The sequence below is a fragment of the Pseudarthrobacter sp. BRE9 genome (assembly GCF_031844305.1).
GTDB lineage: Bacteria > Actinomycetota > Actinomycetes > Actinomycetales > Micrococcaceae > Arthrobacter.
In genome coordinates, this window is sequence record NZ_JAUZUY010000001.1 from 171,324 (window position 1) to 194,264 (window position 22,941).

A 22,941-nucleotide genomic window follows, 5' to 3' on the forward strand; every position below is an offset into this window, starting at 1 on the left:
TCTACATCCGTTCCGGCGCCGAGACGCCCAGCAGGTCAAGTCCGTTCGCCAGCACCTGGCTGGTGGCGTCGTTGAGCCACAGCCGGGTGCGGTTGAGGTCCGTCACGGCTTCGTCACCCATGGGGGCGATACGGCATGCGTCGTACCAGCGGTGGTAGGCCCCCGCGATCGACTCCAGGTGGCGGGCCACGCGGTGCGGTTCGCGCAGCTCTGCCGCCTTGGCCACGATCGACGGGTAGCTGCCCAGGTAGGACAACAGCTCGTTTTCGGTGGCGTGGTCCAGGAGCGAGGCGTCAAAAGCGGAGCGGTCCACGCCCGCATCCACGGCATTGCGTGCGGCGCCGCGCGAGCGGGCGTGGGCGTACTGCACGTAGAACACGGGGTTCTCGTTGCTGTGCTTCTTCAACAGTTCCGGATCAAGGGTCAGCGGCGAATCGGCGGGGAACCGGGCCAGCGAGTAGCGGACCGCGTCCTTGCCGAGCCAGTCGATCAGGTCCTTGAGCTCAATGATGTTGCCGGCGCGCTTGGAAAGCTTGGCTCCGTTGACTGACACGAGCTGGCCGATCAGGACCTCGATGTTCACTTCGGGGTCGTCGCCGGCGGCGGCAGCGATGGCCTTGAGCCGGTTGATGTAGCCGTGGTGGTCGGCGCCCAGGAGGTAGATCTTCTCGGTGAAGCCGCGGTCCTTTTTGGACAGGTAGTAGGCGGCGTCCGCGGCAAAGTAGGTAGGCTCGCCATTCGCGCGGATCATCACGCGGTCCTTGTCGTCGCCAAAGTCCGTGGTCCGCAGCCAGACCGCACCGCCGTCGTCGAACACGTGGCCCTGTTCGCGAAGGCGCGCCACGGCACTTTCAATGGCGCCGGCGTCGTGCAGTTCCTGCTCGGAGAAGAAGACGTCGAACTCGACGCCGAAGTCCGCCAGGGTGGCTTTGATGTCCTTCATCTGCGCTTCGTAGGCAGCGGCGCGGATGACGGGCAGGGCCGCCACCTCAGTGAGTTCGCGGATGTCCGGGTGTGCGGTGAGCACTTCGTGGCCAAGGTCAGCGATGTACTGTCCCGGGTAGCCGCCGTCGGGCACGGGCAGGCCGTGCAGCCGGTTGTACACGGAGGTGGCGAAGGTGTTCATCTGCGAGCCGGCGTCGTTGATGTAGTACTCGGCCGTGACATCCGCGCCGGAAGCGCGCAGCACGCGGGCGATGGAATCCCCCAGGGCGGCCCAGCGGGTGTGCCCGATGTGCAGCGGCCCGGTGGGGTTCGCGGACACGAACTCCATGTTGACGGTGTGCCCGGCGAGCGCCGTGTTGGTGCCGTAGTCCTTGCCGGCCTCGACGATGACCTTTGCCAGGGCGCCGGCTGCTGCGGCGTCCACGGTGATGTTCAGGAAGCCCGGGCCGGCAATGTCGACGGCGGCGACGCCGTCGATGGTCTTCAGCCGGCTGCTGAGGATACTGGCGAATTCGCGGGGGTTCGTGCCCGCCTGCTTGGCCAGCTGCAGGGCAATGTTGGTGGCCCAGTCGCCGTGGTCCCGGTTCTTGGGCCGCTCCACGCGCACGTCCTCGGGAACTGCTGATGCCGCAAGGGCAATCTCGCCGGCGGCGACGGCGTCCTTGAGGCAGGCGGATATGGCCAGGGAAAGTTCTTCGGGAGTCACCCCTCTAGACTACCGGGGGCCAGTGACAGCAAAGAATTTGGCGGTCCGGGCCCCGTTCCGGCTGGATGCAAAACACCTGGCTCCGGCCATGCCGTGAACCATTTACCCGGATCCGGCGTTGACTACACCGTAACCACTGCCGCATGGCACTTGCCAAAAGTGAACGGCACTGCCCGAATAGTGAACGGTACAGCCCAAAAGTGAAACGAGAGCCTTCATGAGACCCTCCATCCAACAAAGCCCCGCCATATCCGGCGCCGCGTTCCGCAAAGGCATTTTCGCCGGTATCGCAGGCCTGTCCCTGGCAGGAACCGTGGCGGGCTGTGCACCGTCCACGGCGGACAGCACCCCGGGCGCTGCGGGAAACCCGGCCACTCCTTCTGCGGGTTCATCCGCCCTTGCCGGCAGCGGCGGCGGTTACAAAGACGGCACCTTCAGCGCGGACGGTAACTATGTGTCGCCCAACGGCACGGAAACCGTGGGCGTGCAACTGACGTTGGCAGCGGGAAAAGTCACGGACGTGCAGATCACCCAGCACCCTTCCAATCCGAACACCCGGAAGTTCCAGGGTCAGTTCGCCGGTGGCATCGCTGCACAGGTGGTGGGTAAGAACATCGATGAACTGAACGTTTCCAAGGTTGCCGGGTCCTCGTTGACCAGCGGCGGCTTCAACCAGGCCGTCGACAAGATCAAGGCGGAGGCGCAGTAGGGGGTGCCCGTCGCGGACTGGGAGGACTTCCCGTTTCAGGGGATCGGAACGGGCTGGGAAATCAGCACACCCCTGCCATTGCCGCCGCCGCTCTGCGCACACCTTTTGGACAGGGTTGAAAGGTTCGACGCCGATTGGTCCCGTTTCCGGGCCGACTCACGGGTGGCTGAGCTGGCACGGGAGCCAGGGCGTTATGCGTTTCCGGATGAGGCTGCCCCGCTGGGCGCTCTGTACAGCCTGCTCTACCGGGTCACCGGCGGCGCCATGACACCGCTCATTGGCGCCAGCCTGGAGCGCCTGGGGTATGACGCTGCGTATTCACTGCGCCCGGCCGGTCCTCCCCTCCCTGCACCGGAGTGGGAATCGGTCCTCACCTGGTCCGGAACAGTCCTGACGGCCAGCGCTCCCGTGCTGCTGGACATCGGCGCGGCCGGCAAGGGCCTGTTGGTGGATCTGCTGGCCGCGGAACTGACGGCGGCCGGTATTGATGCGTATGTCATCGATGCCAGCGGAGACCTGCTGGCCCGCGGGGCAGGGCCGGTCAGCGTGGCGCTTGAGCACCCCTACAACCCTGCCCAGGCGATCGGGATGATCCACCTGGAAGGGCGCGCCCTGTGTGCGTCCGCTGCCAACCGCCGCGCCTGGGGAGACGGACTGCACCACGTCCTGGACGGGACCACCGGCCAGCCGGTGCGGACCGCCGTCGCCACCTGGACACTGGCCGAAACGGCAATGGTGGCCGATGCTCTTGCGACTGCCCTCTTCTTTGTTCCCGGCGCCACGCTCCAGGACACCTTTGATTTTTCCTGGCTGACCGTCTTTTCCGACGGCAGCGCAGCCTACTCCGCCGAATTCGAAGGGACGCTGTTCTCATGAGCCCAGTGGAAACACCGCACGCCCGCCCGGCCCCGTCCCTGGCCGGCCGAATGGGGACGGCCGTGGGCAGGTTCACCATGTACCGGGTGGTCCTGGTGGTCCTGGCGGTCCTGGCCGCCTACAGCCTCCTGCTCAACGTCCTGGGCTGGCTGACGTTCGGCATTCCGGAAATGCTGGCCCACCTCGTCCTGTGCCTGGGCTTGACCTACGCAGCCAACCGGGCGTTGGGAGCACTTTTCCGGGTGAGCCCCCACACAGAGTCGTCCCTTATCACGGGGCTGCTGCTTTACTTCCTGTTCTGGCCGTCCCTGCAGCCGATGGACCTGGCCGGGGTGGCACTGGCGTGTGTCCTGGCATCCGCATCCAAATACGCGCTGGCGTGGCGCGGCAGGCATATCTTCAATCCCGCTGCCGCCGGCGCCTTTGCCACCGGGCTTACGGGGCTGAACATCGCCACCTGGTGGGCGGCGACTCCTGCCATGCTGTGGCTGCTGGTGCCGGGCGTGCTGCTGGTCCTGTACCGGACCCGCAAAGTGCTGATGGCATCGGTGTTCACGCTGGTGGCCACCGCAGTCATCACCCTTGAACTGCTGCGCTCGGGCATGACGACGGACATGGGCATCTATCAGGCCCTGGCGCAGCGGCCGGTCCTCTTCTTCGTCGGGTTCATGCTGACCGAGCCCCTGACACTGCCGCCCCGCCGCCGGCAACAGCTGGCACTGGCCGCCGTGGTGGGGGTGCTCTTTGCCGTCCCCTGGAACCTTGGCCTATTCGCCAACTCGCCCGAGGCTGCCCTGCTGGCAGGCAACCTGCTGGCCTTCCTGGCAGGCCAGCGCGGGGCCGTAAAGCTCCGGCTGGCCGGGACCCGGCAGCTGACGCCCGCCACCACCGAGTTCTCGTTCGAACCAGCCCGGCCGGTGCGATTCCTTCCGGGCCAGTACATGGAAGTGGACCTGCCGCAGGCCAGGCCGGATGGCAAGGGCCGACGCCGGGTGTTCAGTCTGACGGGTTCGCCCGGTGAGCGCCTGGTGAAGTTCGCCGTGCGGACCGCCGGCCCCTTGTCCGGGGCGAAGGAGGCGCTCCTGGCCCTGCGGCCGGGCGACGAAATGGCAGCAACGGCGGTGGGCGGCGACTTCCTGCTGCCGCGCGATCCGCGCCGTCCGGTGCTGCTCATCGCAGCGGGCATCGGCATTACGCCCTTCGTTTCGCACCTGTCCTCCGGAGGCCTGCGGGACCGGGACGCCATACTCCTGCTCCTGGCCAGGAGCGCAGATGAAGTGGCCTATGCGGAAGAACTCCGGGACTCCGGCATCCGGGTGCTGGTGTGGGTGGCGGACGGGTCACGGCCGCCGTCCGGCCTGGCGTCCGCTGCCGCAAACCCCGGCCCCGGGGACCGGCTGGTCGGAAACCGGCTGGACGGGGAAACCCTTGCGGCGCTCGTGCCGGACATCGCCGCCCGCGAGGTCTATGTCTCGGGGTCACCGGCAAGCGTCGCATCCCTGCGCCGGGCGGCGAAGAGCGCCGGTGCCCGCCGGGTCCGGACAGACTCATTCTCCGGCTACTAAGGCTGGTTCAGTGCCTGTCCTCCGCTGGTCCTGGTGCCGGTTTTCCCTTGCAGGCCACCTTCCTGCTAAGCTCTAGGACGTCCCGCCGGGAACGGCAGGAAATCCGGATTGCCCTCGTAGCTCAGGGGATAGAGCGTCTGCCTCCGGAGCAGAAGGCCGTAGGTTCGAATCCTACCGAGGGCACAGAAAACCCCCGCCGCTTCAGTGAAGCGGTGGGGGTTCTTTCGTTTTCCAGCCTTATCCGGCCGCACTGCGCACGCCGCAGGATCAGAAGTGCAGGGCGGCCTCGTCCAGCGTGGCCAGGGTCAGCACGGCTTCCTCGACGGTTTCGTGGTCTTCCAGCTCACTCTCGATCCGGCGGAGGGTGACCGCCACCTCGTGTTCGGGGTGGTCCCCCTGAAGGTCCACGGCCGCGACGAGATACAGCTTGCGGGGACCAACGAATTCCAGGTGCAGGTAGGTGAGCCGGGCGATGTCCCGGTGCTCCAGCACCCGCCGGGCCATGGACCGTTCGATGTCAGGGGTGACGCCCTGGCCTACCAGGAAGCGCCGGTTCCGGTCGATCAGGACGACGGCGACGACGGCCAGCAGCACGCCGACGGCGATCGAGCCGATCGCATCCGGCAGCGGCGATCCGGTGACCTGGCCAAGGAACACGCCCACGAATGCCACGACAAGGCCGATCAACGCGGCAGCATCCTCGGCGAAGACGGCGCGCAGGGTGGGATCCGAGCTGATGAGTACCTGCTCGAGGGTGTGCCGGTCCAGCTCGTGGGCGGCCTTCCTGGTCTGCCGGAACGCCTGGACGAAGGAGATTCCTTCGAAGACGAACGCCACGGCCAGGACCACGTAGGCCACAGCGAAATCCGCCGCCGGCTCGGGCTCAATAATCTGCTGGACGCCATGCATGATGGACACCACCGCGCCGGCGGTAAAGAGTCCGAACGCGGCGAACATCGACCAAACATAGGCTTCCCGGCCGTAGCCCATGGGATGGCTCTTGTCCCTGGGCCGGGCAGAACGGCGCTCGGCGAAGAACAGGAACACCTGGTTTCCCGTATCCGCCCAGGAGTGGGCAGCCTCCGCCGCCATGGACGCCGAGCCCGTGAGGACAGCGGCCACCGACTTCGCCGCCGCCACCAGGGCATTGGCCACGAAGGCGATGATGACCGTCAGCAGGGTGGAGCTGGACTTGTTGCGCTTTTCGGTTTCAGCCATGCGCCTACCGTACCCACGCAGGCCTGCCGCACCACGCGGAAGGCCTGCGAATTCCCGGCCGCCGCCTGCCGTTGATTGTCAGTGGCTCCTCTTAAGCTGAAACCACCTAGCTGAGGGAGTATGCCATGCACGTTCAGTTCTGTTCCATCGTTCCGCCTTACCTGTTGCGCCGCCTGGCGCAGCAGGACGCGCCAGGGTTCTCGTCGGCCGCAAGCGCCGCCCGGAACGCCCTGGACCACGTCGAATCATTCCAGGCCGCCCGGGCACAGACTGTCCCGGTCCTCCCGCCCGGCCTCCGGCAGGTCAAGCCGGGCCCGGTGAACCGCACCGTCTACGACGCCGGCAGCGAAGAGACCCTGCCGGGCACTCTGGTCCGCAAAGAAGGCGGGCGCGCCACCGGCGATGCCGCCACCGATGAGGCCTACGACGGACTGGGACACACCCACCGGCTGTACGCCGAGGCCTTCGGACGCGATTCGGTTGACGGACGCGGCATGAAGCTTGATGCCACGGTGCACTTCGGCAATTTGTACGACAATGCTTTTTGGAATGGCACCCAGATGGTTTTCGGTGATGGCGACGGCGACGTCTTTGAACGGTTCACGAAGTCCCTCAGCGTCATCGGACACGAACTCGCGCACGGCGTCACCCAGTACTCGGCCGGGCTGGCGTACCGGAACCAGGCGGGTGCCCTGAATGAGTCGATGTCCGATGTCTTCGGCGCGCTCGTTGAGCAGTATGTCAGGAACCAGACCGCGGCCGAGGCCAGCTGGCTGATCGGGGAGGGCCTCTTTACGTCCAAGGTCCAGGGGCGCGCCCTGCGGTCCATGAAAGCGCCCGGCACGGCATACGACGACGACGTGCTGGGCAAGGACCCGCAGCCCGACTCCATGGACTCCTACGTCCGGACCAGTGCCGACAATGGCGGCGTCCACATCAACTCCGGCATCCCCAACCGCGCGTTCTACCTGGTTGCCGAGGCCCTGGGCGGCTGTGCCTGGGAAACGCCCGGCCGCATCTGGTACGAGGCCCTCACGAACGGTTCATTGCCGCCGGCCGCAACGTTCACCGTCTTTGCGCGCGCCACGGCACGCGCCGCCGCGGACCTTTTCGGTTCCGAGTCCAAAGAGCATGACGCCGTACGGGGGGCGTGGGAAACTGTAAAGGTCAAGGTATAACCACCCCCGGCTTCCCGTTCACAGGCAGCCGGGCCACAGGGAAGCCCAGGGGCCAGGCCATGAAGATCAAGGTGGAGCGGAGCGGCGGGTTCGCGGCGGTTACCCGGGTGTGGACGGTCGATGCCCGGTCAGACAGCGACCTTAGCCAGTGGCAGCCCCTTGTCGAGGCCTGCCCGTGGGATGCCGTTCCCAGCACGCCGCGGGCAGCCGCTGCGGCTTTCGAGGCACCGCAGCCGGACCGCTTCATCTACTCCATCTCGGCAGGGCAGCGCCGGGCCGCCCTGCCGGAACAGGCCGTCACCGGCCCCTGGCGCGTCCTGGTTGATACCGCCCGGGCGGCCGCCGAAGAATCTGCGGGCGGAACCCGGCCCCGGGCGGATGGAGGCGGTCCCGCCTGAAGGCGTGTTCCGCCGGAGGGAGCCTGCAGCCGGGGATCGAATGAAGGGCTGTTCTGTACGGCAGTAGACTGTCTGCAGCCATGACTTTTCATATCTCCTATCCCGCCGAGCTGCCGGTTTCCGAGCGCCGCGAGGACCTGATGGCCGCGATCGCCGCCAACCAGGTGACCATCATCGCCGGTGAGACCGGCTCCGGAAAGACCACCCAGATCCCCAAAATGTGCCTGGAACTTGGCCTGGGCGAAAAGGGCCTGATCGGGCACACCCAGCCCCGGCGGCTGGCAGCGCGGACGGTGGCCGAGCGCATCGCGGAGGAACTGGGCGTGGACATCGGCCAGAAGGTGGGCTTCCAGGTCCGTTTCACCGGCGAGGTGAGCAAGGCAACCAAGGTCAAGCTGATGACCGACGGCATCCTGCTCGCCGAAATCCAGCGGGATAAACTGCTGCGCAAATACAGCACCATCATCATTGACGAGGCACACGAACGAAGCCTCAACATCGACTTCATCCTGGGGTACCTCAAGCGGATCCTGCCGCAGCGGCCGGACCTGAAAGTCATCATCACCTCGGCCACTATCGATCCCGAACGGTTTGCCAACCACTTCGGCACGCCGGAAAACCCCGCCCCGATCATCGAGGTCTCGGGCCGGACGTATCCCGTGGAGATCCGCTACCGGCCCCTGTCCCAGCCGAAGGCCGACGATGATGAGGCCTCGGATGATGAACTCGAGGAGGACCGCGACCCCCTGGACGCCGTCTGCGATGCCGTGGACGAGCTCGCAGCGGAGGCGCCCGGTGACATTCTGGTCTTCTTCTCCGGCGAGCGCGAAATCCGTGACGCCGCAGACGCATTGCAGGCCCGCATACAGTCCAACCGCAGGTTGGCCAACACCGAGATCCTCCCCCTGTTCGCGCGCCTGAGCCTGCAGGAGCAGCACAAAGTGTTCCACCCGGGCAGCAGGCGCCGGATTGTGCTGGCCACGAACGTGGCGGAGACGTCCCTGACGGTGCCCGGCATCAAGTACGTCATTGACACCGGTACCGCGCGCATTTCCCGGTATTCGCACCGCACCAAGGTCCAGCGCCTGCCCATCGAACGCGTCTCGCAGGCATCAGCCAACCAGCGCTCCGGGCGCTGCGGCCGCGTCTCTGACGGCATCGCCATCCGCCTGTACTCCGAGGAGGACTTCGAATCCCGGCCCCGGTTCACGGATCCGGAAATCCTCCGCACCAACCTCGCCGCCGTCATCCTCCAGATGACCGCCATGGGCGTGGCAAAAGGCCCCAAGGATGTTGAAGAATTCCCCTTCGTCGAGCCGCCGGAAACACGGGCCATCAACGACGGCGTCACCCTCCTTCGAGAGCTCGGCGCCCTGGCTCCCCCACGGCCCCAAGGCAAGGATGGCAGGCCCGGTGCAGGCGGCGGGTTGACCGCCGTCGGACAGAAACTCGCCCAGCTGCCCGTCGATCCCCGTCTGGGCAGGATGATTGTGGAGGCCGGCAAACGGGGCTGCGTCCGCGAAGTCATGGTCCTGGCGGCGGCCCTGACCATCCAGGACCCACGTGAACGCCCCACCGACAAGCAGCAGCTGGCCGCCGAAAAGCACAACCGCTTCCGGGACGAGAACTCGGACTTCACCGGCTACCTCAACCTCTGGAACTACCTGCAGGAGAAACAGCAGGAGCTGTCGTCGTCGGCCTTCCGCCGGTTGTGCCGGGCGGAGTTCATCAATTACCTGCGCGTCAGGGAATGGCAGGATCTGTTTGCCCAGCTCCGCCAGCTCGCCCGGCCGCTGGGGATCTCCCTGGACAACAAGCGCCTGGCCGATCCTGTGGGCAACCATGAGGGGATCCACATCAGCCTGCTCTCCGGCCTGCTGAGCCACATCGGGATCCTGGACGAGCGCAAGCGCGAATATGCCGGCGCCCGCGGCAGCCGGTTCGCGATCTTCCCGGGCTCCGCCTTGTTCAAGAAGTCCCCCACGTTCGTCATGGCAGCGGAACTGGTGGAAACCAGCCGGCTGTGGGCGAGGGTGGCCGCGAGATTCGATCCCCTGTGGGCTGAACAAGTGGCGCCGGACCTGGTGAAGCGCAGCTACAGTGAACCGCACTGGTCCACGCGGCAGGGTGCCGTCATGGCCTACGAAAAGGTCACCCTCTACGGCGTCCCCATCATCGCCCAACGGCGGATCAACTATGGAAGGGTGGACCCGGTGGTGGCCCGGGAACTGTTCATCCGCCACGCGCTGGTGGAAGGCGACTGGAAGACCCACCACAAGTTCTTCCACCGCAACCGTGCGCTCCTGCAGGAGGTGGAGGAGCTCGAGGCACGGATGCGCCGCCGCGACCTGCTGGTGGACGACGAGACGCTGTTCGAGTTCTACGACGCCAGGATCGGCCCCGACGTGGTGTCCGAACGGCACTTCGACAAATGGTGGAAGGATGCCCGCCGGGAGAACCCCGACCTCCTCGACTACGACAAATCGCTGCTCCTCAGCGACGACGCCGACGACCTGGATGAATCGGCCTACCCCAAGACCTGGCTGCACAAGGGCTTCGAGCTTCCCCTGACGTACGAATTCCACCCCGTGGCTCCGGGCTCGCCGCCCGATCCGTCCGACGGCGTCACCGCCGAAGTCCCGGTCCTGTTCCTCAACCAGCTGGATGATGCCCCGTTCCGCTGGCTGATCCCGGGCCAGCGCGTGGAGTTGGTGACGGCGCTGATCAAGTCGCTGCCCAAGCAGGTCCGGAAGAATTTCGTTCCTGCCCCCGATGTTGCCCGGCAGGCTGTCGCCGTCCTGGAATCGGACTTCGATCCGGCCAGGGATGAGCTGGAACCGTCGCTGGAGCTCGCGCTGCGGCGTATCCGCGGTGCCATCATCCCGCCCGGTTCCTGGAACTGGGCAGCCGTGCCTCCGCACCTGCGCGTGAGTTTCAAGGTGGTGGACAGCAAGGGCAAGGTCCTCGGCGAGGGAAAGGACCTGGCGGAACTCCAGGAGAGGCTGGCTCCCGCCACCCGGCGTGCCATTGCCGAATCGCTCGGCGCCACCCCGGCATCCGCTGCGCCCGGCGCCGGCGCCACGGCGCAGCGCGGGAACGGCAAGGCGCAGCGCGGGAACGGCAAGGCGCCCGACGCCGGAGCACCCTCCCGGCAGCAGGCGGCCGGGGTGCCGGGAGCCTCCGCCGCGGGCGGGTTCGTGGAGCAGGAAGGCCTGACGGAATGGAGCTTCGGCACCATCGAGCGCCAGGTGAGCAGCATGGTCAAAGGCCACACCGTTACCGGCTACCCGGGTCTGGTGGACCAGGGCACCTCGGTGTCGCTGCAGGTCTTCCAAACCCAGGATGAACAGCTCGACGCGATGCGCGGCGGTGTGATCCGCCTGCTGGCCCTGCGGGTACCGGCGCCGGACCGCTACGTCCTGGAGCACTTGAGCAACACGGAAAAGCTCACCTTCAGCCAGAACCCGCACGGGTCGGTGTCCGCCCTGATCGCCGACTGCGCCCTGGCCGCCATCGACAAGCTCACGCCCGCAGACCTTCCGTGGGACCGGAAGGCCTTTGACGGGCTCTATGAGCAGGTTCGCGCCGAGCTGATCGACACTGTCTTCACAGTCACCGCCATCGTGGAGCGCATCCTGGCCAGCACCCGCCGGATCGAAAAGCAGCTCAAGGGCACTACCAGCCTGGCCCTGATCAGCGCGCTGAACGACATTAAGAGCCAGTTGGAACAGCTGGTGTATCCGGGTTTTGTGGCACGCACGGGCTACGCACAGCTCAGCCAGCTGCCCAGGTACCTGGCGGCCATCGAGAAACGGCTTGAACGCCTGCCCGGCAACGTCCAGCGCGACGCCCTCAACATGGCTGTGATCCAGAGGCTTGAGGACGACTATGACGATGCGGTCTCGGCACTCCTGCCGGGACGCCGTGCAGGACGCGAGTTAACCCAGGTGCGCTGGATGATCGAGGAGCTTAGGGTGAGCCTGTTCGCCGTCGAGCTCGGCACGGCCTATTCGGTATCCGAGAAGCGGATCCGCACCGTGCTCAACAAAGCGCTGGCCCCCGCATAGCGGCGGCCGGCCACCAACGAGAGGAATCCAATGAAGCTCACGCTTGCCCAAGGCCCGGCAGGAACGGAAATTGCCGGCCTCGGCCACGCCCAGCCCTCGCGCATCATGGACAACCATGAACTCGAAGGCATGATGGAGACGAGCGACGAGTGGATCCGGCAGCGCACCGGCATTGTCACACGGCGCATTGCCGGCGAGGGCGAGACCGTGGTGGACCTGGCCATCCCCGCGGGCCGGATGGCGCTGGCCGATTCGGGGGTCGCAGCCGCGGACATCGACCTCGTCGTGGTGGCCACCACCACCGCCGCCGAACGCTCCCCCAACACCGCGGGCCGGGTGGCCGAGGCGCTGGAACTGGGACGGGACGGGCGCGGGCCGGCAATCATGGACGTCAACACGGCCTGCTCGGGTTTTGAGTATGCCCTTGGCGTAGCCGACCAGGCCATTCGCAGCGGAAGCGCCACCCACGCGATCGTCGTCGGCGCCGAAACCCTCTCGGCAGTCACCGACTGGACGGACCGCGCGACGGCGGTACTCACCGCGGACGGCGCCGGCGCCGCCGTCGTGCGCCCGTCCGGGACGCCGCGCATCGGTCCCGTGGTGTGGGGGTCGGAGGGCGGCATGGCCGATGCTGTCCGGATCTCGCCGCCCTCGGGCAGGTTTTCGCAGAACGGGCGGGAGGTGTTGCGGTGGGCCCTGACCAAGGCGCCGGAACGTGCCCGCGAGACGGTGGCGAAGGCCGGGCTGACATTGGACGACATCCAGGTCCTGGCTGCTCACCAGGCCAACCTCCGCATCATCGAACCGCTCGCGGAGGCGCTGGGGCTGTCGGACCGGATTGTCATCACCGATGTCACCGAGTCGGGGAACACGTCCGCCGCCAGCGTGCCGCTCGGATTGAGCAAATGGTGGCACTCCGGGCGGATCCCGGCGGACGTCCCCGCACTGCTTTTCGGCTTCGGCGGCGGCTTCACCTATGCAGGCATGGTGGCGATGACGCCGCGCAGGGGCTAACGTCCCTGCAAGCCTGTCCTAGCCGCCGGGTACGAACTCTCCGTACCCGGCGGCGCGGAGGCCGCCGCGCAGCTTCTCCGCGTTGGCGTCCAGGACGGCGGGGTCCGGGTTCTGGTCCGCCGATCCGAAGTCGAAGTCGGCCATGCTCTGCGACGGCCACACATGGACGTGCAGGTGGTTGACTTCGTAGCCCGCCACGATCAGGCCCGCCCGCCGTGCCCCGAAAATATCCACCTGGGCTGCTCCGATGCGCCGTGCCACTTCCATGACTTTGGCAAGGGTTTCCGGCGATGCGTCCGTCCAGCGGTCCACTTCTTCGGTGGGAACCACCAGCGTGTGGCCGTCGGCGAGCGGGCCGGTGGTGAGGAACGCCGAAACGTCGTCCTCGCGCCACACAAACCGGCCGGGAATCTCGCCCTTGATGATCTTGGTGAACAGGGTGCTCATGCGTCTGCCTCCTCGGCGGCTGGGTGCAGCGTGCCGGTATCCAGCACGAACCGGTACTTTACGTCTCCTGCGACCATCCGGTCGTAAGCTTCATTCAGCCGGCCGGCGGTGACCAGCTCAATGTCGGCCACCACGCCGTGCTCAGCACAGAAGTCCAGCATCTCCTGGGTTTCGGCGATACCGCCAATCAAGGATCCTGCGTAGGCGATCCGGCGACGGATCAGGGCACCCGGGTTGACCGGAGGCATGGCTTCGGAGGGCAGTCCCAGCTGGAACAATGCCCCGTCCACGCGCAGGGTGCGGAAGAAAGGGTTCAGGTCGTGCGGCGCGGCAACGGTATCGATGATGAGGTCCACGGTGCGGTCCGCGGCGGCCATCGCGGCTTCGTCCCGGGACAGGACAACCTCGTCTGCGCCCAGTTCCAGCGCGGCCGCCACCTTGGATTCCGACGTGGTGAAGACCACCACCTTCGCCCCCATCGCCTTGGCAAGCTTGACGGCCATATGGCCGAGCCCGCCAAGACCGACGACGCCCACCACGTCCCCTTCCCCGACGTCGAAATGCCGCAGCGGGGAGAAGGTGGTGACGCCGGCGCAGAGCAGGGGCGCGACGGCGGCCGGGTCCAGTGACGCCGGGACGCGGAGGACGTAGCGGCGGTCCACCACGATGGACGAGGAGTACCCGCCCTGGGTGATGGCGCCGCCGTTGCGCCGGTCCTTTGCGCCGTAGGTGCCGGTCATGCCGTTTTCGCAGTACTGCTCCAGGCCGTCAAGGCAGCTGTCGCATTCGCGACAGGAGTCCACCATGCAGCCCACGCCCACCCGGTCGCCCACGGCGAAGCCGGTGACATCGGAGCCGATCCTGCTGACGGTCCCCACGATTTCGTGGCCCGGAACCAGGGGGTACGCCTGGCCGCCCCATTCTCCGCGGGTTGCGTGCACGTCCGAGTGGCAGAGCCCGCAGAACTCGATGGCAATCTCCACATCGTCCGGCTTGGGAGCACGCCGGGCTACGGTCAGCGGCACCAGTCCGCTGTCCCCGGAAAGTGCACCGTAGGCCGCGGCGCGCACGGGTGTGTCAGGAGTTAGGGGTTCGGCCGGGTCTATGGGTTTGGTCGGTTCTATGGGTCTGGCTAGCGGCGGTGGCACGGGGCGTCCTGGTGTCATAGTGCGACGCTACCCCTGCCGCCCGCGGGGTTTCCAGCCGGCTTGCCGCCGTTGAGGGTCTCCGTTCCAAGGTCGCCAGGCTCCGGCCCAGTGGCCACCGGCAGTCCCGGCCGGTTGGACCACTCCGAAAAAGAGCCGGGGTACAGGGCGGCCGGGAACCCGGCGAGTTCCAGCGCAGCCACCTCATGGGCCGCCGTGACGCCGGACCCGCAGTAGACGGCCACGGGCCGGCCGGCCGTGACGCCAACCGATTTGAACCTCCTCTGCAGCTCCGCCGGGGACAGGAACCGCCCGGCCTCGTCCACGTTCCCTGTGGTGGGGGCACTCACCGCACCCGGGATGTGGCCGGCACGGGGATCCACAGGCTCAACCTCACCCCGGTACCTCTCCCCCGCCCTGGCGTCCAGCAACAGGCCCTGCCGCGGCCAGGCGGCGGCAGCACCGGCGTCGAGCACCGGCATGCGCCCGCTGCCCAACTCCACGTCACCTGGCGTGGGATGGACGGGGCCCGCCTCGACGGACAGGCCTGCGGCAATCCAGGCGCCCAGGCCGCCGTCGAGCAGGTAAACCTCGTCCAGCCCGGCATCGCGGAGCATCCACCACACCCGGGCCGCGGCCATGTTCGCGCTGTCATCGTAGGCGACCACCACATCGCCCTTCCTGATGCCCCAGCGCCGGGCCGACTCCTGGAACTGTCCGGCGGACGGCAGGGGGTGCCGTCCCCGGTCAGGGACCGCCGGATCCGAAAGCTCGGAGGCCAGGTCCACGAACACCGCGCCCGGCAGGTGACCGGCGAGATAGTGGTCGCGGCCGTGGGGGTCGCCCAGCACCCAGCGCACGTCCAGCAGTACCGTCCGGTGCCCGGCGGCAAGCCTGGCTTCCAGGGCGGGAACGTCCATCAAGGGCTTCATCGGTGCTCCTTCTGCGGGATGGGGCGGCGGATGCGGAACATCATGCCGGGACGGCCAACGGTCCCACTCTAGACGCGATGCTGCCGGTGCCGCGGGTAGGCTGGACCGGTGACGATCGAGGGCAGCACCGGCAGGAAGTACGACGGCTCGGACCGGGATTGGGCCGACCAGGCCATCCGTACCATCAGGGCCGAAAACAACCGCTCCGCGGACACCCACCTGTACTCCGTGCCGCTGCCGGAACAGTGGGGCATCCAGCTGTACCTCAAGGACGAATCCACTCACCGCTCCGGCAGCCTGAAGCACCGGCTGGCGAGGTCCCTGTTCCTGTTCGGGCTGGTCAACGGCTGGATCCGGGCGGACACCACCATCGTGGAGGCCTCGAGCGGCAGCACCGCGGTCTCGGAGGCTTACTTCGCCCAACTGCTGGGGCTTCCTTTTGTTGCCGTGATGGCGCGCACGACCAGCCCGGAAAAGATCGCGCTGATCGAAAAATTCGGCGGCTCCTGCCTGCTGGTGGAGAACGCCTCGGATGTCTATGCGACGGCCGAGGAAGTAGCTGCCACCTGCAACGGGCATTACATGGACCAGTTCACGTTCGCGGAGAGGGCCACGGACTGGCGCGGAAACAACAACATCGCCGAATCGATCTTCGGCCAGCTCAACCTGGAGCAGCACCCGGTCCCGGAGTGGATCGTGGTGGGCGCCGGCACGGGTGGAACCAGTGCCACGATCGGCCGGTACCTGCGCTACCACAACCATCCCACCCGGTTGCTGGTGGTGGATCCGGAGAACTCGGCGTTCTATCCAGGCTGGCTGGGGGAATCAGCGGGACGGCCCACCGGCCCCTCGCGCATTGAAGGCATTGGCCGGGCCCGGATGGAGCCGAGCTTCATCCCCACGGTGATCGACCGGATGGTCCAGGTGCCGGATGCCGCCTCGATCGCCGCCATGCGGCACCTTGACTCTTTCGCCGGCCTGCACGCCGGTCCATCCACGGGTACCAACTTGTGGGGCGTGTGGCAGACCGTGGCGCAGATGCTGTCAGAGGGCCGCCGGGGCAGCGTCGTGTCGTTGATGTGCGACGGCGGCGAACGGTATGCGGGCAACTACTGGAACCAGGACTGGCTGGCTTCCCAGGGGTTGGATCCGGCGCCCTACGAGGCGGTCATTTCGCGCTTCCTGGACACCGGCGAGTGGACCGGCGCGCCCGCCTAGACCTCCACGGACTCGCGGGCGGCCAGGTGCCTGTATTCGGTGCCGTACTTCGCTCCGATCCGCTTGACGTGGCCTTCAACGATGCCCAGGCCGTTCCCGTTGAGCAGCCCGTCATGGATCTGGAACGCCCGCGGTGCCCGCACCCCGATGACGAAATCCACAACCTCGGCGGACTTGCTCCACGGCGCGTGCAGCGGGACCAGGAGTGTCTTGACCGGGATTCCGTCCGGGATGATGAACGAGTCCCCCGGGTGGTACACGTTCCCGTCCACCAGAAAACCGATGTTTGCCACCACAGGGATCTGCGGGTGGATCAGGGCATGCTGGCCGCCGAAGCTGCGGATGTCGAAGCCGGCGGCCTGGAAGGACTGGCCGGGTTCCACCGTGTGGATGCGGTCTGCGGCGGCGGGAGCTTCCGCACGCAGTTGCCTGGCCACTCCCCCGGGAGCATGCAGCACCAGCTCCCTGTCTCCTTCCAGGGCGGCCACCACAGCCTTGGTGTCAAGATGGTCCGGGTGTTCGTGGGTCACCAGGACCGCCTGCGCCCCCGACAGCGCCTCGGCTGATTCGGAGAAGGTGCCGGGATCCAGGACCAGGACCCCGCCTTCCTTCTCGAGCCGGACACAGGCGTGGGTGTATTTGGTCAGCTTCATGGCGCCAGCCTAAAGTCCGGCCCGGAAGCCTGTCCACAAACCCTGGCAACGGGCCCTGTCCTGCACCCCTGCCCATGAAGCTCCGGCTGGTAATCTTGGTGTTTGCCCCCCCACGGAAGCGAGTTCGTCCATGCCGATCGGCGTCAAGGCTGATTCCGCCGCCCCATCCCCGGCAGGAGGCGGCAGGGAACAGCGCGTCACCAAGCAGCGCAAGGCCGTCAGTGCGGCGCTGGACCACCTGGACGACTTCGTCAGCACGCAGGAGCTCTACCGGATCCTGCAGAACCAGGGCGTGTCCGTGTCACTGGCCACCGCCTACCGGATCCTGCAGTCGCTCGCGGACGAGGGACTCGTCGATGTGCTGCGCAATGGTGAGGGCGAGGCGGTGTACCGGCGCTGCGCCGTGACCGCGCACCACCATCACCTGCTGTGCAGGAACTGCGGGAAGGCAGTGGAAGTGGAAGCACCCGCCGTCGAGACGTGGGCGGTGCGCACGGCAGCCGAGCATGGCTTCACCGAGGTGGACCACACCGTGGAGATTTTTGGCCTGTGCCCGGACTGCACCGCCCTTAAGGCCGCCGGGAAGCTGTAAGGATCCGCCCGTTGATGCCGCGGGCTTCGCGCACCGAGCTGATGGCGCGGCACACGACGTAGATCAGGAATGACAACGTGGTGACGTAGGGGCTGATGGGGATGCGTCCGCCCAGTGCCAGCAGGATTCCGCCCACGGTTGCAGTCACCGCGAAGACGACGCTCAGGACCACCGCCGCCACTGGCGTGGACGTGACCCGCAGCGCCGCGGCCGCAGGTGTTATCAGCAGGGCAAGCACCAGCAGGGCGCCAACCACCTGGATGGACAAGGCAACACTGACGCCCAGGACCACCATGAACACGATTCCCAGCGTCCGGACCGGGACGCCCCGCGCCTCGGCGAGCTCGGGATCCACGCTGGCGAAGTTCAGCGGCCGCCAGATGGCCAGCAGCACCAGCATCACGACGAGGGCTGTCCCGGCGAGGGCCTGGAGCTGGACGGTGTCCACGGAAACGATCTGCCCCGTGAGGAGCCCGAACTTGTTCGCGGCGCGGCCCTGGTACAGGGACAGGAACAGGATTCCGAGTCCCAGTCCGAACGGCATGATCACCCCGATGGTCGAGTTCTTGTCCCTTGCCCGGACTCCCATCAGGCCCAGCAGCAGGGCTGCCGCCACTGATCCGATGAGCGAGCCAAAGACCACGTCCGCGCCGACCAGCAGCGCGAAGGCGGCGCCCGCGAAGGAAAGTTCGGAGATGCCATGGACCGCGAAGGCAAGGTCGCGCTTCATGACGAACGTGCCGACCAGGCCGCCAAGGAGCCCCAGGATGGCGCCCGCCCAGATGGAGTTCTGGACCAGCACCAGCAGTTCGCCGTAGTTGTCGAAGTTGAAGATGGCCCCCAGGATACTGTCGGCGTCCATTACGCGGCCTCCCCCGCCAGGGCGTCAACCGCGGCATGGTGATGGGTGGTGGCATCGGGCAGACCAACGACCACAATCCGCCCGTTGGCGTGGATCACCTCCACCTGGGTGCCGTAAAGGTCCGAAAGCACTTCCGTAGTCATGACCTCTTCCGGCGTCCCCACCCGGAACCGTCCCCCGGCCAGGTACAGGACGCGGTCGACGTAGTCGATGATGGGGTTGATTTCGTGGGTAACGAAGACCACGGCGCTTTTGCGTTCACGGCTTTGCTTGTTGATCAGGGCACTGACTGCCTGCTGGTGGTGCAAGTCAAGGGACAACAGCGGCTCGTCGCAGAGCAGGACCTGCGGATCCGCCGCCAGCGCCTGCGCCACCCGGAGCCGCTGCTGTTCCCCGCCGGAGAGCTGGCCAACCGGGACTTTGGCGTAGTCGGAGGCGCCCACCAACTCCAGTAGCTGGTCCACCCTGCGGTTCGTCTTGCCCGCGGAAAGCCGGACGCCCCACCGGTGCCCATCCACGCCCAGGCCCACCAGGTCGCGGGCACGCATGGGCGTGTCCTGCGGAAAGGACTTTTGTTGGGGAATGTAGCCGATCAGATTGCTGCCGCGTTCCACCGGTCGTCCACCCAAGGACGCCCGTCCGGAGTGCAGCTTTTGCAGGCCCAGGAGGACTTTCAGGAAACTGGTTTTGCCACTGCCGTTGGGACCCAGCACGGCGAAGAACTCACCGGGCCTGATCTCCAGGTCCAGGTCCTCCCAGAGCGTGCGCTGACCGAACCTGAGGCACGCCCCTTCGAGGCTGACGACCGATTTCACCTGTTTGACTCCAGAATTTTGCTGACGTTGTTCACATTGTCCGTCATCCACTGCAGGTAGGTCTTGCCCTCAGGCAGGGTTTCGGTGAAGTCCACCACCGGGACCCCTGCAGCTTCGGCCGCCTTCTTCAGTGTTTCCGTTTGCGGGCCTTCGGTCTGCGCGTTGTAGGCCAGCAGCCGCACCATCCTGGACGCCACCAGGTCAGTGGCTTCCTTCATCGCGGCGGGCGGCACATCACTGCCCTCCTCGATCGCGGCAGTGTAAGGCTCAGGTGTCGCGTTTTTCAGGCCCGCGTCCTCGAGCAGGTAGAGCGGGACGGGTTCGGTGACGGCAACCTGGCCTCCGGCCGCCGCGGTTTTCCCGGCGTCGAGCCTGCTGTGCAGGCCTGAAAGGGACGACTTGAACGCGTCGGCGTTGGCGGTAAAGGTGGCAGCGGAACCGGGATCCAGGGTGGCGAGTTTCGCGGCAACGCTGTCGGCGACCCGCTCCATGGCCGGGAGGCTGTACCAGACATGCTCGTTGAAGTCGCCGTGGTCGTGCGCGTCCGAACCCTCAGCCGCGGGCCCGGTCGCTGCCGGCGCCTCCTCCTGCGGGTGGGCAAGGCCGGAGATTTCGACGGCGGTCAGCACCGAACCGCCGTCCAGCTTGCTGCTCTCCACCAGGGTATGGAGGAAATCGTCGTAGCCGCCGCCGTTTTCGATGACCAGCTTCGCCTTGGAAACGGCCAGGCGGTCCTGGGCGGTTGCCTCGTAGGAGTGCGGATCCTGGCTGGCGCTGTTGATGATCGCGGTGACGTTGACCTTGTCTCCGCCAATGGTCCTGGCGATGTCGCCATAGACATTTGTTGAGGCCACGACGTTGATCCCCTGCCCGGAGGCAGCCGCTCCGGACTGCTGGGGGCTGCAAGCACCCAGCAGAAGCCCAAGTCCCGTCAAGGCGGCAAGGAAAGAGCTGGCAGCGGCGGTACGGCGCACGGAAAACCTCAGTTCACACAGATCGGGGAGGACGACTGTGCAAGCCTATACCTAAATGCGAATGATTCCTATTTAGCTCAACTTCCATTCGGTTGGCCCAGGCGCCGGATGCCCGTGGCCTGCGTCGCGTCCCGGATTTCGCCGACGAGCTGTTCAATGACGTCCTCAAGGAAGAGCACACCCCGCGTTTTACCGTCGGGGCCTATCACGCGCGCAAGGTGGGACCCCGTCCGCTGCATGACGGACATTGCCTTTTCGATCTCGTCCTCCAGCGCCAGGTTTGCCAGCGACCGGATGCGGCTCTCGGCAATCGGAAGTTCGTAGGCAGACTCCGGAATGGACAGCACATCCTTGACATGGAGGTATCCGTAGAGCATGTCCTCGTCATCCAGCATGGGAAACCGGGAGAACCCCGTGCGGCTGACGGCCTTTTCGAACTCCACCGGGGTGGTTGAGGCCCCCAGCATGACCAGGCTTTCGAGCGGGACCATGATGTCCTCAGCCGTGTGCTCCGAGAACTCGAGCGCACCGGTGATGAGGCCGGCGTCGTCGTCCACCAGCCCGTGGCGGGTGGATTCCTGGACGATCGACTGGACCTCCTCCAGAGTGAAGGAGGACGTCACCTCGTCCTTGGGCTCGATCCGCATCAGTTTGAGGATGTGGTTGGCCGACCAGTTGAGGATTGAGATCACCGGGTGGACCAGCCGCGAGATGAACAGCAGGGGCGGGGCCAGGAACAGTGCGGCCTTGTCCGCCACGGACACGGAAATGTTCTTGGGCACCATCTCGCCGAAGGTAACGTGCAGGAAGGTCACCAGCATCAGGGCCACGGCGAAGGCCGCAACGTCAGCGGCTTCCGCCGGCAGGCCCACCGTTTCGATGGGGACAGCAAGAAGGTGGTGGATTGCCGGCTCGGCCACCAGCAGGATCAGCAGCGAACACACGGTGATGCCCAGCTGCGCGCAGGCCAGCATCAGCGACACGTTCTCCATGGCGCGCAAAGTGGTCTGGGCGCGCTTGGATCCGGCATCGGCCAACGGCTCGATCTGGCTGCGGCGCGCGGACATAATGGCGAACTCAGCCGCCACGAAGAAAGCGTTGCCCAGCAGGAGGAAGCCCAGCCAGGATATTCCGGCCCAGTCGCTCATGGCTTGCTCCTGTCATTGGCGTCCGGTGCGGCCGGTTCATCCGTGGGGTGGAAGCAGATTCGGTCGATCCGGCGCCCGTCCATCCTGGTCACGCTTAGCGTTCCGCCGCCCACCTCGACCGTGTCCCCCACCACGGCGATCCTGCCCAGCTCGCTCATGACGTAGCCGCCCACGGTCTCGTAGGCCGCTTCGTCGGGAACGCTCAGCCCCGGAATCTGTTCGGACAATTCATCGGGACGGAGGAGCCCTGGGAAGTACCAGTCGCCGGAGGCGCTTTGCAGGAGCCCGGGACGGACCTTGTCATGCTCGTCCGCCACCTCGCCCACAATTTCCTCCACCAGGTCCTCCAGGGTGGCGATGCCTGCCGTACCGCCGTATTCATCAAGCACCACGGCCAGCTGGAGGTTTCCCTCCCGCAGCTCGGCCAGCAGTGCATCAAGGTGGATAGTCTCAGGCACCCGCAGCACCTCGGTCATGATGGCGCCCGCTTCGAGGTTGCGGCGCCGCTCCCATGGAACGGCGACGGCCTTCTTGACGTGTACCAGGCCCCTGATGTCATCGGCGGAATCGCCAATGACGGGGAACCGGGAGTAGCCGGTCCTGCGTGCTGCGTCCACCACATCGGAGACCGGCTGGTCGGCGTCGATCGTCTCCAGCCGGATGCGCGGCGTCATGACGTCCGCGGCCGTGCGGGTCGAGAAATTCAGGGTGCGGGCGATGAAGTTGGCGGTCCCGGCGTCGAGCGTTCCCATCGCTGCAGACCTGCGGACCAGCGAGGCAAGCTCGGCAGGGGTCCGTGCTCCGGAAATTTCCTCCTTGGCTTCCAGCCCGAAGACGTTCAGGACCTTGTTGGAGAAGCCGTTGAGGACAAGGATGGCCGGCTTGAAGATTGCCGTGAAAACCAGTTGCGGCCCGGCCAGCGCCCGGCCCACGGGAAACGCCAGGGCGATCGCCATGTTTTTGGGCACCAGTTCGCCCAGGAGCATGGACAGCAGCGTTGCCAGCACCATCGCGAGGATGAGCGAGATGGACTGCACTGCCACGGCCGGAAGTCCGACGGCGGCCAGCGGCGCCTCGAGCAGGTGGCCCACCGAGGGTTCCATGACATAGCCGGTGAGCAGAGTGGTCAAGGTGATGCCGAGCTGGCAACTGGACAACTGGGTCGACAGCGATTTGAGGCAGGTCAGCAACGGCGTGGCGCCACTGTCGCCGTCGTTAATTGCCCGCTGGACGGTGGCCTGGTCCAGGGCGATGAGGGAGAACTCGACGGCCACAAAGAATCCGGTGCCGGCGATCAGCAGCAAGCCTGCTGCCAGGAGGAGCCACTCCATTCAGCATCCCGCCCGGAGTACCGGAACTGCAGGAGTCGCAGTCAACCTGAAGGGGGAAGGGCTGTTTCGACCCGGCGGAGGATGATCGGCGGATCCCGATGACTGGTCCGTGCGGGTTGCGGCAAGCTGGGCCGTTGGCTGGTGATGG

The 22,941-nt window shown here is 66.6% G+C and carries 20 protein-coding genes and 1 tRNA gene; 10 read left to right on the top strand and 11 right to left on the bottom strand.

What is annotated here, in order from left to right; genetic code table 11:
• Position 1: 1 nt before the first annotated feature.
• Positions 2 to 1,651: an arginine--tRNA ligase gene (gene argS / locus Q9R31_RS00785; protein ID WP_311260870.1), complete on the bottom strand. Its 1,650-nt coding sequence runs from the start codon at positions 1,649 to 1,651 to the stop codon at positions 2 to 4.
• Between the two features lie 217 nt (positions 1,652 to 1,868).
• Between argS and Q9R31_RS00790 the strand changes: the two genes are divergently transcribed.
• The 4 genes from Q9R31_RS00790 to Q9R31_RS00805 all read left to right on the top strand — a co-directional run bounded on the left by Q9R31_RS00790 (position 1,869) and on the right by Q9R31_RS00805 (position 4,984).
• The gene (locus Q9R31_RS00790) at positions 1,869 to 2,360 is read left to right on the top strand and encodes a hypothetical protein (RefSeq protein WP_311260871.1); all 492 of its coding nucleotides are present in this window, start codon (positions 1,869 to 1,871) and stop codon (positions 2,358 to 2,360) included.
• Between the two features lie 3 nt (positions 2,361 to 2,363).
• A complete protein-coding gene (locus tag Q9R31_RS00795; RefSeq protein WP_311260872.1) occupies positions 2,364 to 3,236 on the top strand; it encodes an FAD:protein FMN transferase in 873 nt (290 codons plus the stop codon).
• Positions 3,233 to 4,801 carry an oxidoreductase gene (locus Q9R31_RS00800; RefSeq protein WP_311260873.1) on the top strand — a complete coding sequence of 523 codons (1,569 nt, stop codon included), beginning with the start codon at positions 3,233 to 3,235 and terminating at the stop codon, positions 4,799 to 4,801. The genes Q9R31_RS00795 and Q9R31_RS00800 overlap by 4 nt, the downstream gene beginning before the upstream one ends.
• 110 nt (positions 4,802 to 4,911) lie before the next feature.
• A tRNA-Arg gene (locus tag Q9R31_RS00805) sits at positions 4,912 to 4,984 on the top strand.
• An 84-nt stretch (positions 4,985 to 5,068) separates the two neighbouring features.
• Here Q9R31_RS00805 and Q9R31_RS00810 read toward each other — a convergent pair.
• Entirely contained in the window at positions 5,069 to 6,019 is a 951-nt protein-coding gene (locus Q9R31_RS00810; protein ID WP_311260874.1) for a cation transporter, read from the bottom strand.
• A 125-nt stretch (positions 6,020 to 6,144) separates the two neighbouring features.
• Between Q9R31_RS00810 and Q9R31_RS00815 the strand changes: the two genes are divergently transcribed.
• The 4 genes from Q9R31_RS00815 (at position 6,145) to Q9R31_RS00830 (ending at position 12,676) form a co-directional block, all read left to right on the top strand.
• On the top strand, positions 6,145 to 7,197 hold the full coding sequence (locus tag Q9R31_RS00815) for a M4 family metallopeptidase (protein WP_311260875.1): 1,053 nt from the start codon (positions 6,145 to 6,147) through the stop codon (positions 7,195 to 7,197).
• 59 nt (positions 7,198 to 7,256) lie between these two features.
• Positions 7,257 to 7,595, top strand: a complete 339-nt coding sequence (locus tag Q9R31_RS00820; protein WP_311260876.1) for a protealysin inhibitor emfourin — start codon at positions 7,257 to 7,259, stop codon at positions 7,593 to 7,595.
• Positions 7,596 to 7,675: 80 nt separating this feature from the next.
• Positions 7,676 to 11,662 carry an ATP-dependent RNA helicase HrpA gene (hrpA, locus tag Q9R31_RS00825; protein WP_311260877.1) on the top strand — a complete coding sequence of 1,329 codons (3,987 nt, stop codon included), beginning with the start codon at positions 7,676 to 7,678 and terminating at the stop codon, positions 11,660 to 11,662.
• Positions 11,663 to 11,692: 30 nt separating this feature from the next.
• Complete coding sequence (locus Q9R31_RS00830) at positions 11,693 to 12,676, top strand: beta-ketoacyl-ACP synthase III (protein WP_311260878.1); 984 nt, start codon at positions 11,693 to 11,695, stop codon at positions 12,674 to 12,676.
• Between the two features lie 18 nt (positions 12,677 to 12,694).
• Here Q9R31_RS00830 and Q9R31_RS00835 read toward each other — a convergent pair whose 3' ends face one another.
• The 3 genes from Q9R31_RS00835 to Q9R31_RS00845 are packed head-to-tail and all read right to left on the bottom strand — an operon-like array spanning position 12,695 to position 15,200.
• Positions 12,695 to 13,123 carry an HIT family protein gene (locus Q9R31_RS00835; RefSeq protein WP_311260879.1) on the bottom strand — a complete coding sequence of 143 codons (429 nt, stop codon included), beginning with the start codon at positions 13,121 to 13,123 and terminating at the stop codon, positions 12,695 to 12,697.
• Positions 13,120 to 14,289, bottom strand: coding sequence for an NAD(P)-dependent alcohol dehydrogenase (locus Q9R31_RS00840; protein ID WP_311260880.1), 1,170 nt, complete (start codon positions 14,287 to 14,289; stop codon positions 13,120 to 13,122). Before Q9R31_RS00840 ends, Q9R31_RS00835 begins: the two co-directional genes overlap by 4 nt.
• Positions 14,286 to 15,200, bottom strand: a complete 915-nt coding sequence (locus Q9R31_RS00845; protein WP_311260882.1) for a sulfurtransferase — start codon at positions 15,198 to 15,200, stop codon at positions 14,286 to 14,288. The genes Q9R31_RS00840 and Q9R31_RS00845 overlap by 4 nt, the downstream gene beginning before the upstream one ends.
• Positions 15,201 to 15,308: 108 nt before the next feature.
• On the opposite strand from Q9R31_RS00845, the gene Q9R31_RS00850 reads away from it, so the two are divergent.
• A complete protein-coding gene (locus Q9R31_RS00850; RefSeq protein WP_311260883.1) occupies positions 15,309 to 16,418 on the top strand; it encodes a PLP-dependent cysteine synthase family protein in 1,110 nt (369 codons plus the stop codon).
• On the opposite strand, the gene Q9R31_RS00855 is transcribed toward Q9R31_RS00850, so the two are convergent.
• Positions 16,415 to 17,071, bottom strand: a complete 657-nt coding sequence (locus Q9R31_RS00855) for an MBL fold metallo-hydrolase (RefSeq protein WP_311260884.1) — start codon at positions 17,069 to 17,071, stop codon at positions 16,415 to 16,417. The genes Q9R31_RS00850 and Q9R31_RS00855 overlap by 4 nt on opposite strands.
• 130 nt (positions 17,072 to 17,201) lie before the next feature.
• Between Q9R31_RS00855 and Q9R31_RS00860 the strand changes: the two genes are divergently transcribed.
• Positions 17,202 to 17,663 (top strand): Fur family transcriptional regulator, encoded by a 462-nt coding sequence (locus Q9R31_RS00860; protein WP_311260885.1) that lies wholly within the window; start codon positions 17,202 to 17,204, stop codon positions 17,661 to 17,663.
• On the opposite strand, the gene Q9R31_RS00865 is transcribed toward Q9R31_RS00860, so the two are convergent.
• The 5 genes from Q9R31_RS00865 to Q9R31_RS00885 form a co-directional block, all read right to left on the bottom strand.
• Complete coding sequence (locus Q9R31_RS00865; RefSeq protein ID WP_311260886.1) at positions 17,641 to 18,525, bottom strand: metal ABC transporter permease; 885 nt, start codon at positions 18,523 to 18,525, stop codon at positions 17,641 to 17,643. The two genes, Q9R31_RS00860 and Q9R31_RS00865, sit on opposite strands and share 23 nt — an antisense overlap.
• On the bottom strand, positions 18,525 to 19,340 hold the full coding sequence (locus Q9R31_RS00870) for a metal ABC transporter ATP-binding protein (RefSeq protein ID WP_311260887.1): 816 nt from the start codon (positions 19,338 to 19,340) through the stop codon (positions 18,525 to 18,527). Before Q9R31_RS00870 ends, Q9R31_RS00865 begins: the two co-directional genes overlap by 1 nt.
• A complete protein-coding gene (locus Q9R31_RS00875) occupies positions 19,337 to 20,314 on the bottom strand; it encodes a metal ABC transporter solute-binding protein, Zn/Mn family (protein ID WP_311260888.1) in 978 nt (325 codons plus the stop codon). The genes Q9R31_RS00870 and Q9R31_RS00875 overlap by 4 nt, the downstream gene beginning before the upstream one ends.
• Before the next feature lie 77 nt (positions 20,315 to 20,391).
• On the bottom strand, positions 20,392 to 21,462 hold the full coding sequence (locus tag Q9R31_RS00880) for a hemolysin family protein (RefSeq protein ID WP_311260889.1): 1,071 nt from the start codon (positions 21,460 to 21,462) through the stop codon (positions 20,392 to 20,394).
• On the bottom strand, positions 21,459 to 22,793 hold the full coding sequence (locus Q9R31_RS00885) for a hemolysin family protein (protein WP_311260890.1): 1,335 nt from the start codon (positions 22,791 to 22,793) through the stop codon (positions 21,459 to 21,461). The genes Q9R31_RS00880 and Q9R31_RS00885 overlap by 4 nt, the downstream gene beginning before the upstream one ends.
• Between the last annotated feature and the right edge of the window lie 148 nt (positions 22,794 to 22,941).

Coding starts and splice junctions, on each gene's coding strand:
- Q9R31_RS00885 (WP_311260890.1), bottom strand. CDS start 22,793: ATGGAGTGGCTCCTCCTGGCAGCAGGCTTGCTGCTGATCGCCGGCACC.
- hrpA (WP_311260877.1), top strand. CDS start 7,676: ATGACTTTTCATATCTCCTATCCCGCCGAGCTGCCGGTTTCCGAGCGC.
- Q9R31_RS00845 (WP_311260882.1), bottom strand. CDS start 15,200: ATGAAGCCCTTGATGGACGTTCCCGCCCTGGAAGCCAGGCTTGCCGCC.
- Q9R31_RS00810 (WP_311260874.1), bottom strand. CDS start 6,019: ATGGCTGAAACCGAAAAGCGCAACAAGTCCAGCTCCACCCTGCTGACG.
- Q9R31_RS00815 (WP_311260875.1), top strand. CDS start 6,145: ATGCACGTTCAGTTCTGTTCCATCGTTCCGCCTTACCTGTTGCGCCGC.
- Q9R31_RS00835 (WP_311260879.1), bottom strand. CDS start 13,123: ATGAGCACCCTGTTCACCAAGATCATCAAGGGCGAGATTCCCGGCCGG.
- Q9R31_RS00800 (WP_311260873.1), top strand. CDS start 3,233: ATGAGCCCAGTGGAAACACCGCACGCCCGCCCGGCCCCGTCCCTGGCC.
- Q9R31_RS00820 (WP_311260876.1), top strand. CDS start 7,257: ATGAAGATCAAGGTGGAGCGGAGCGGCGGGTTCGCGGCGGTTACCCGG.
- Q9R31_RS00840 (WP_311260880.1), bottom strand. CDS start 14,289: ATGACACCAGGACGCCCCGTGCCACCGCCGCTAGCCAGACCCATAGAA.
- Q9R31_RS00880 (WP_311260889.1), bottom strand. CDS start 21,462: ATGAGCGACTGGGCCGGAATATCCTGGCTGGGCTTCCTCCTGCTGGGC.
- Q9R31_RS00855 (WP_311260884.1), bottom strand. CDS start 17,071: ATGAAGCTGACCAAATACACCCACGCCTGTGTCCGGCTCGAGAAGGAA.
- Q9R31_RS00865 (WP_311260886.1), bottom strand. CDS start 18,525: ATGGACGCCGACAGTATCCTGGGGGCCATCTTCAACTTCGACAACTAC.
- Q9R31_RS00830 (WP_311260878.1), top strand. CDS start 11,693: ATGAAGCTCACGCTTGCCCAAGGCCCGGCAGGAACGGAAATTGCCGGC.
- Q9R31_RS00790 (WP_311260871.1), top strand. CDS start 1,869: ATGAGACCCTCCATCCAACAAAGCCCCGCCATATCCGGCGCCGCGTTC.
- Q9R31_RS00860 (WP_311260885.1), top strand. CDS start 17,202: ATGCCGATCGGCGTCAAGGCTGATTCCGCCGCCCCATCCCCGGCAGGA.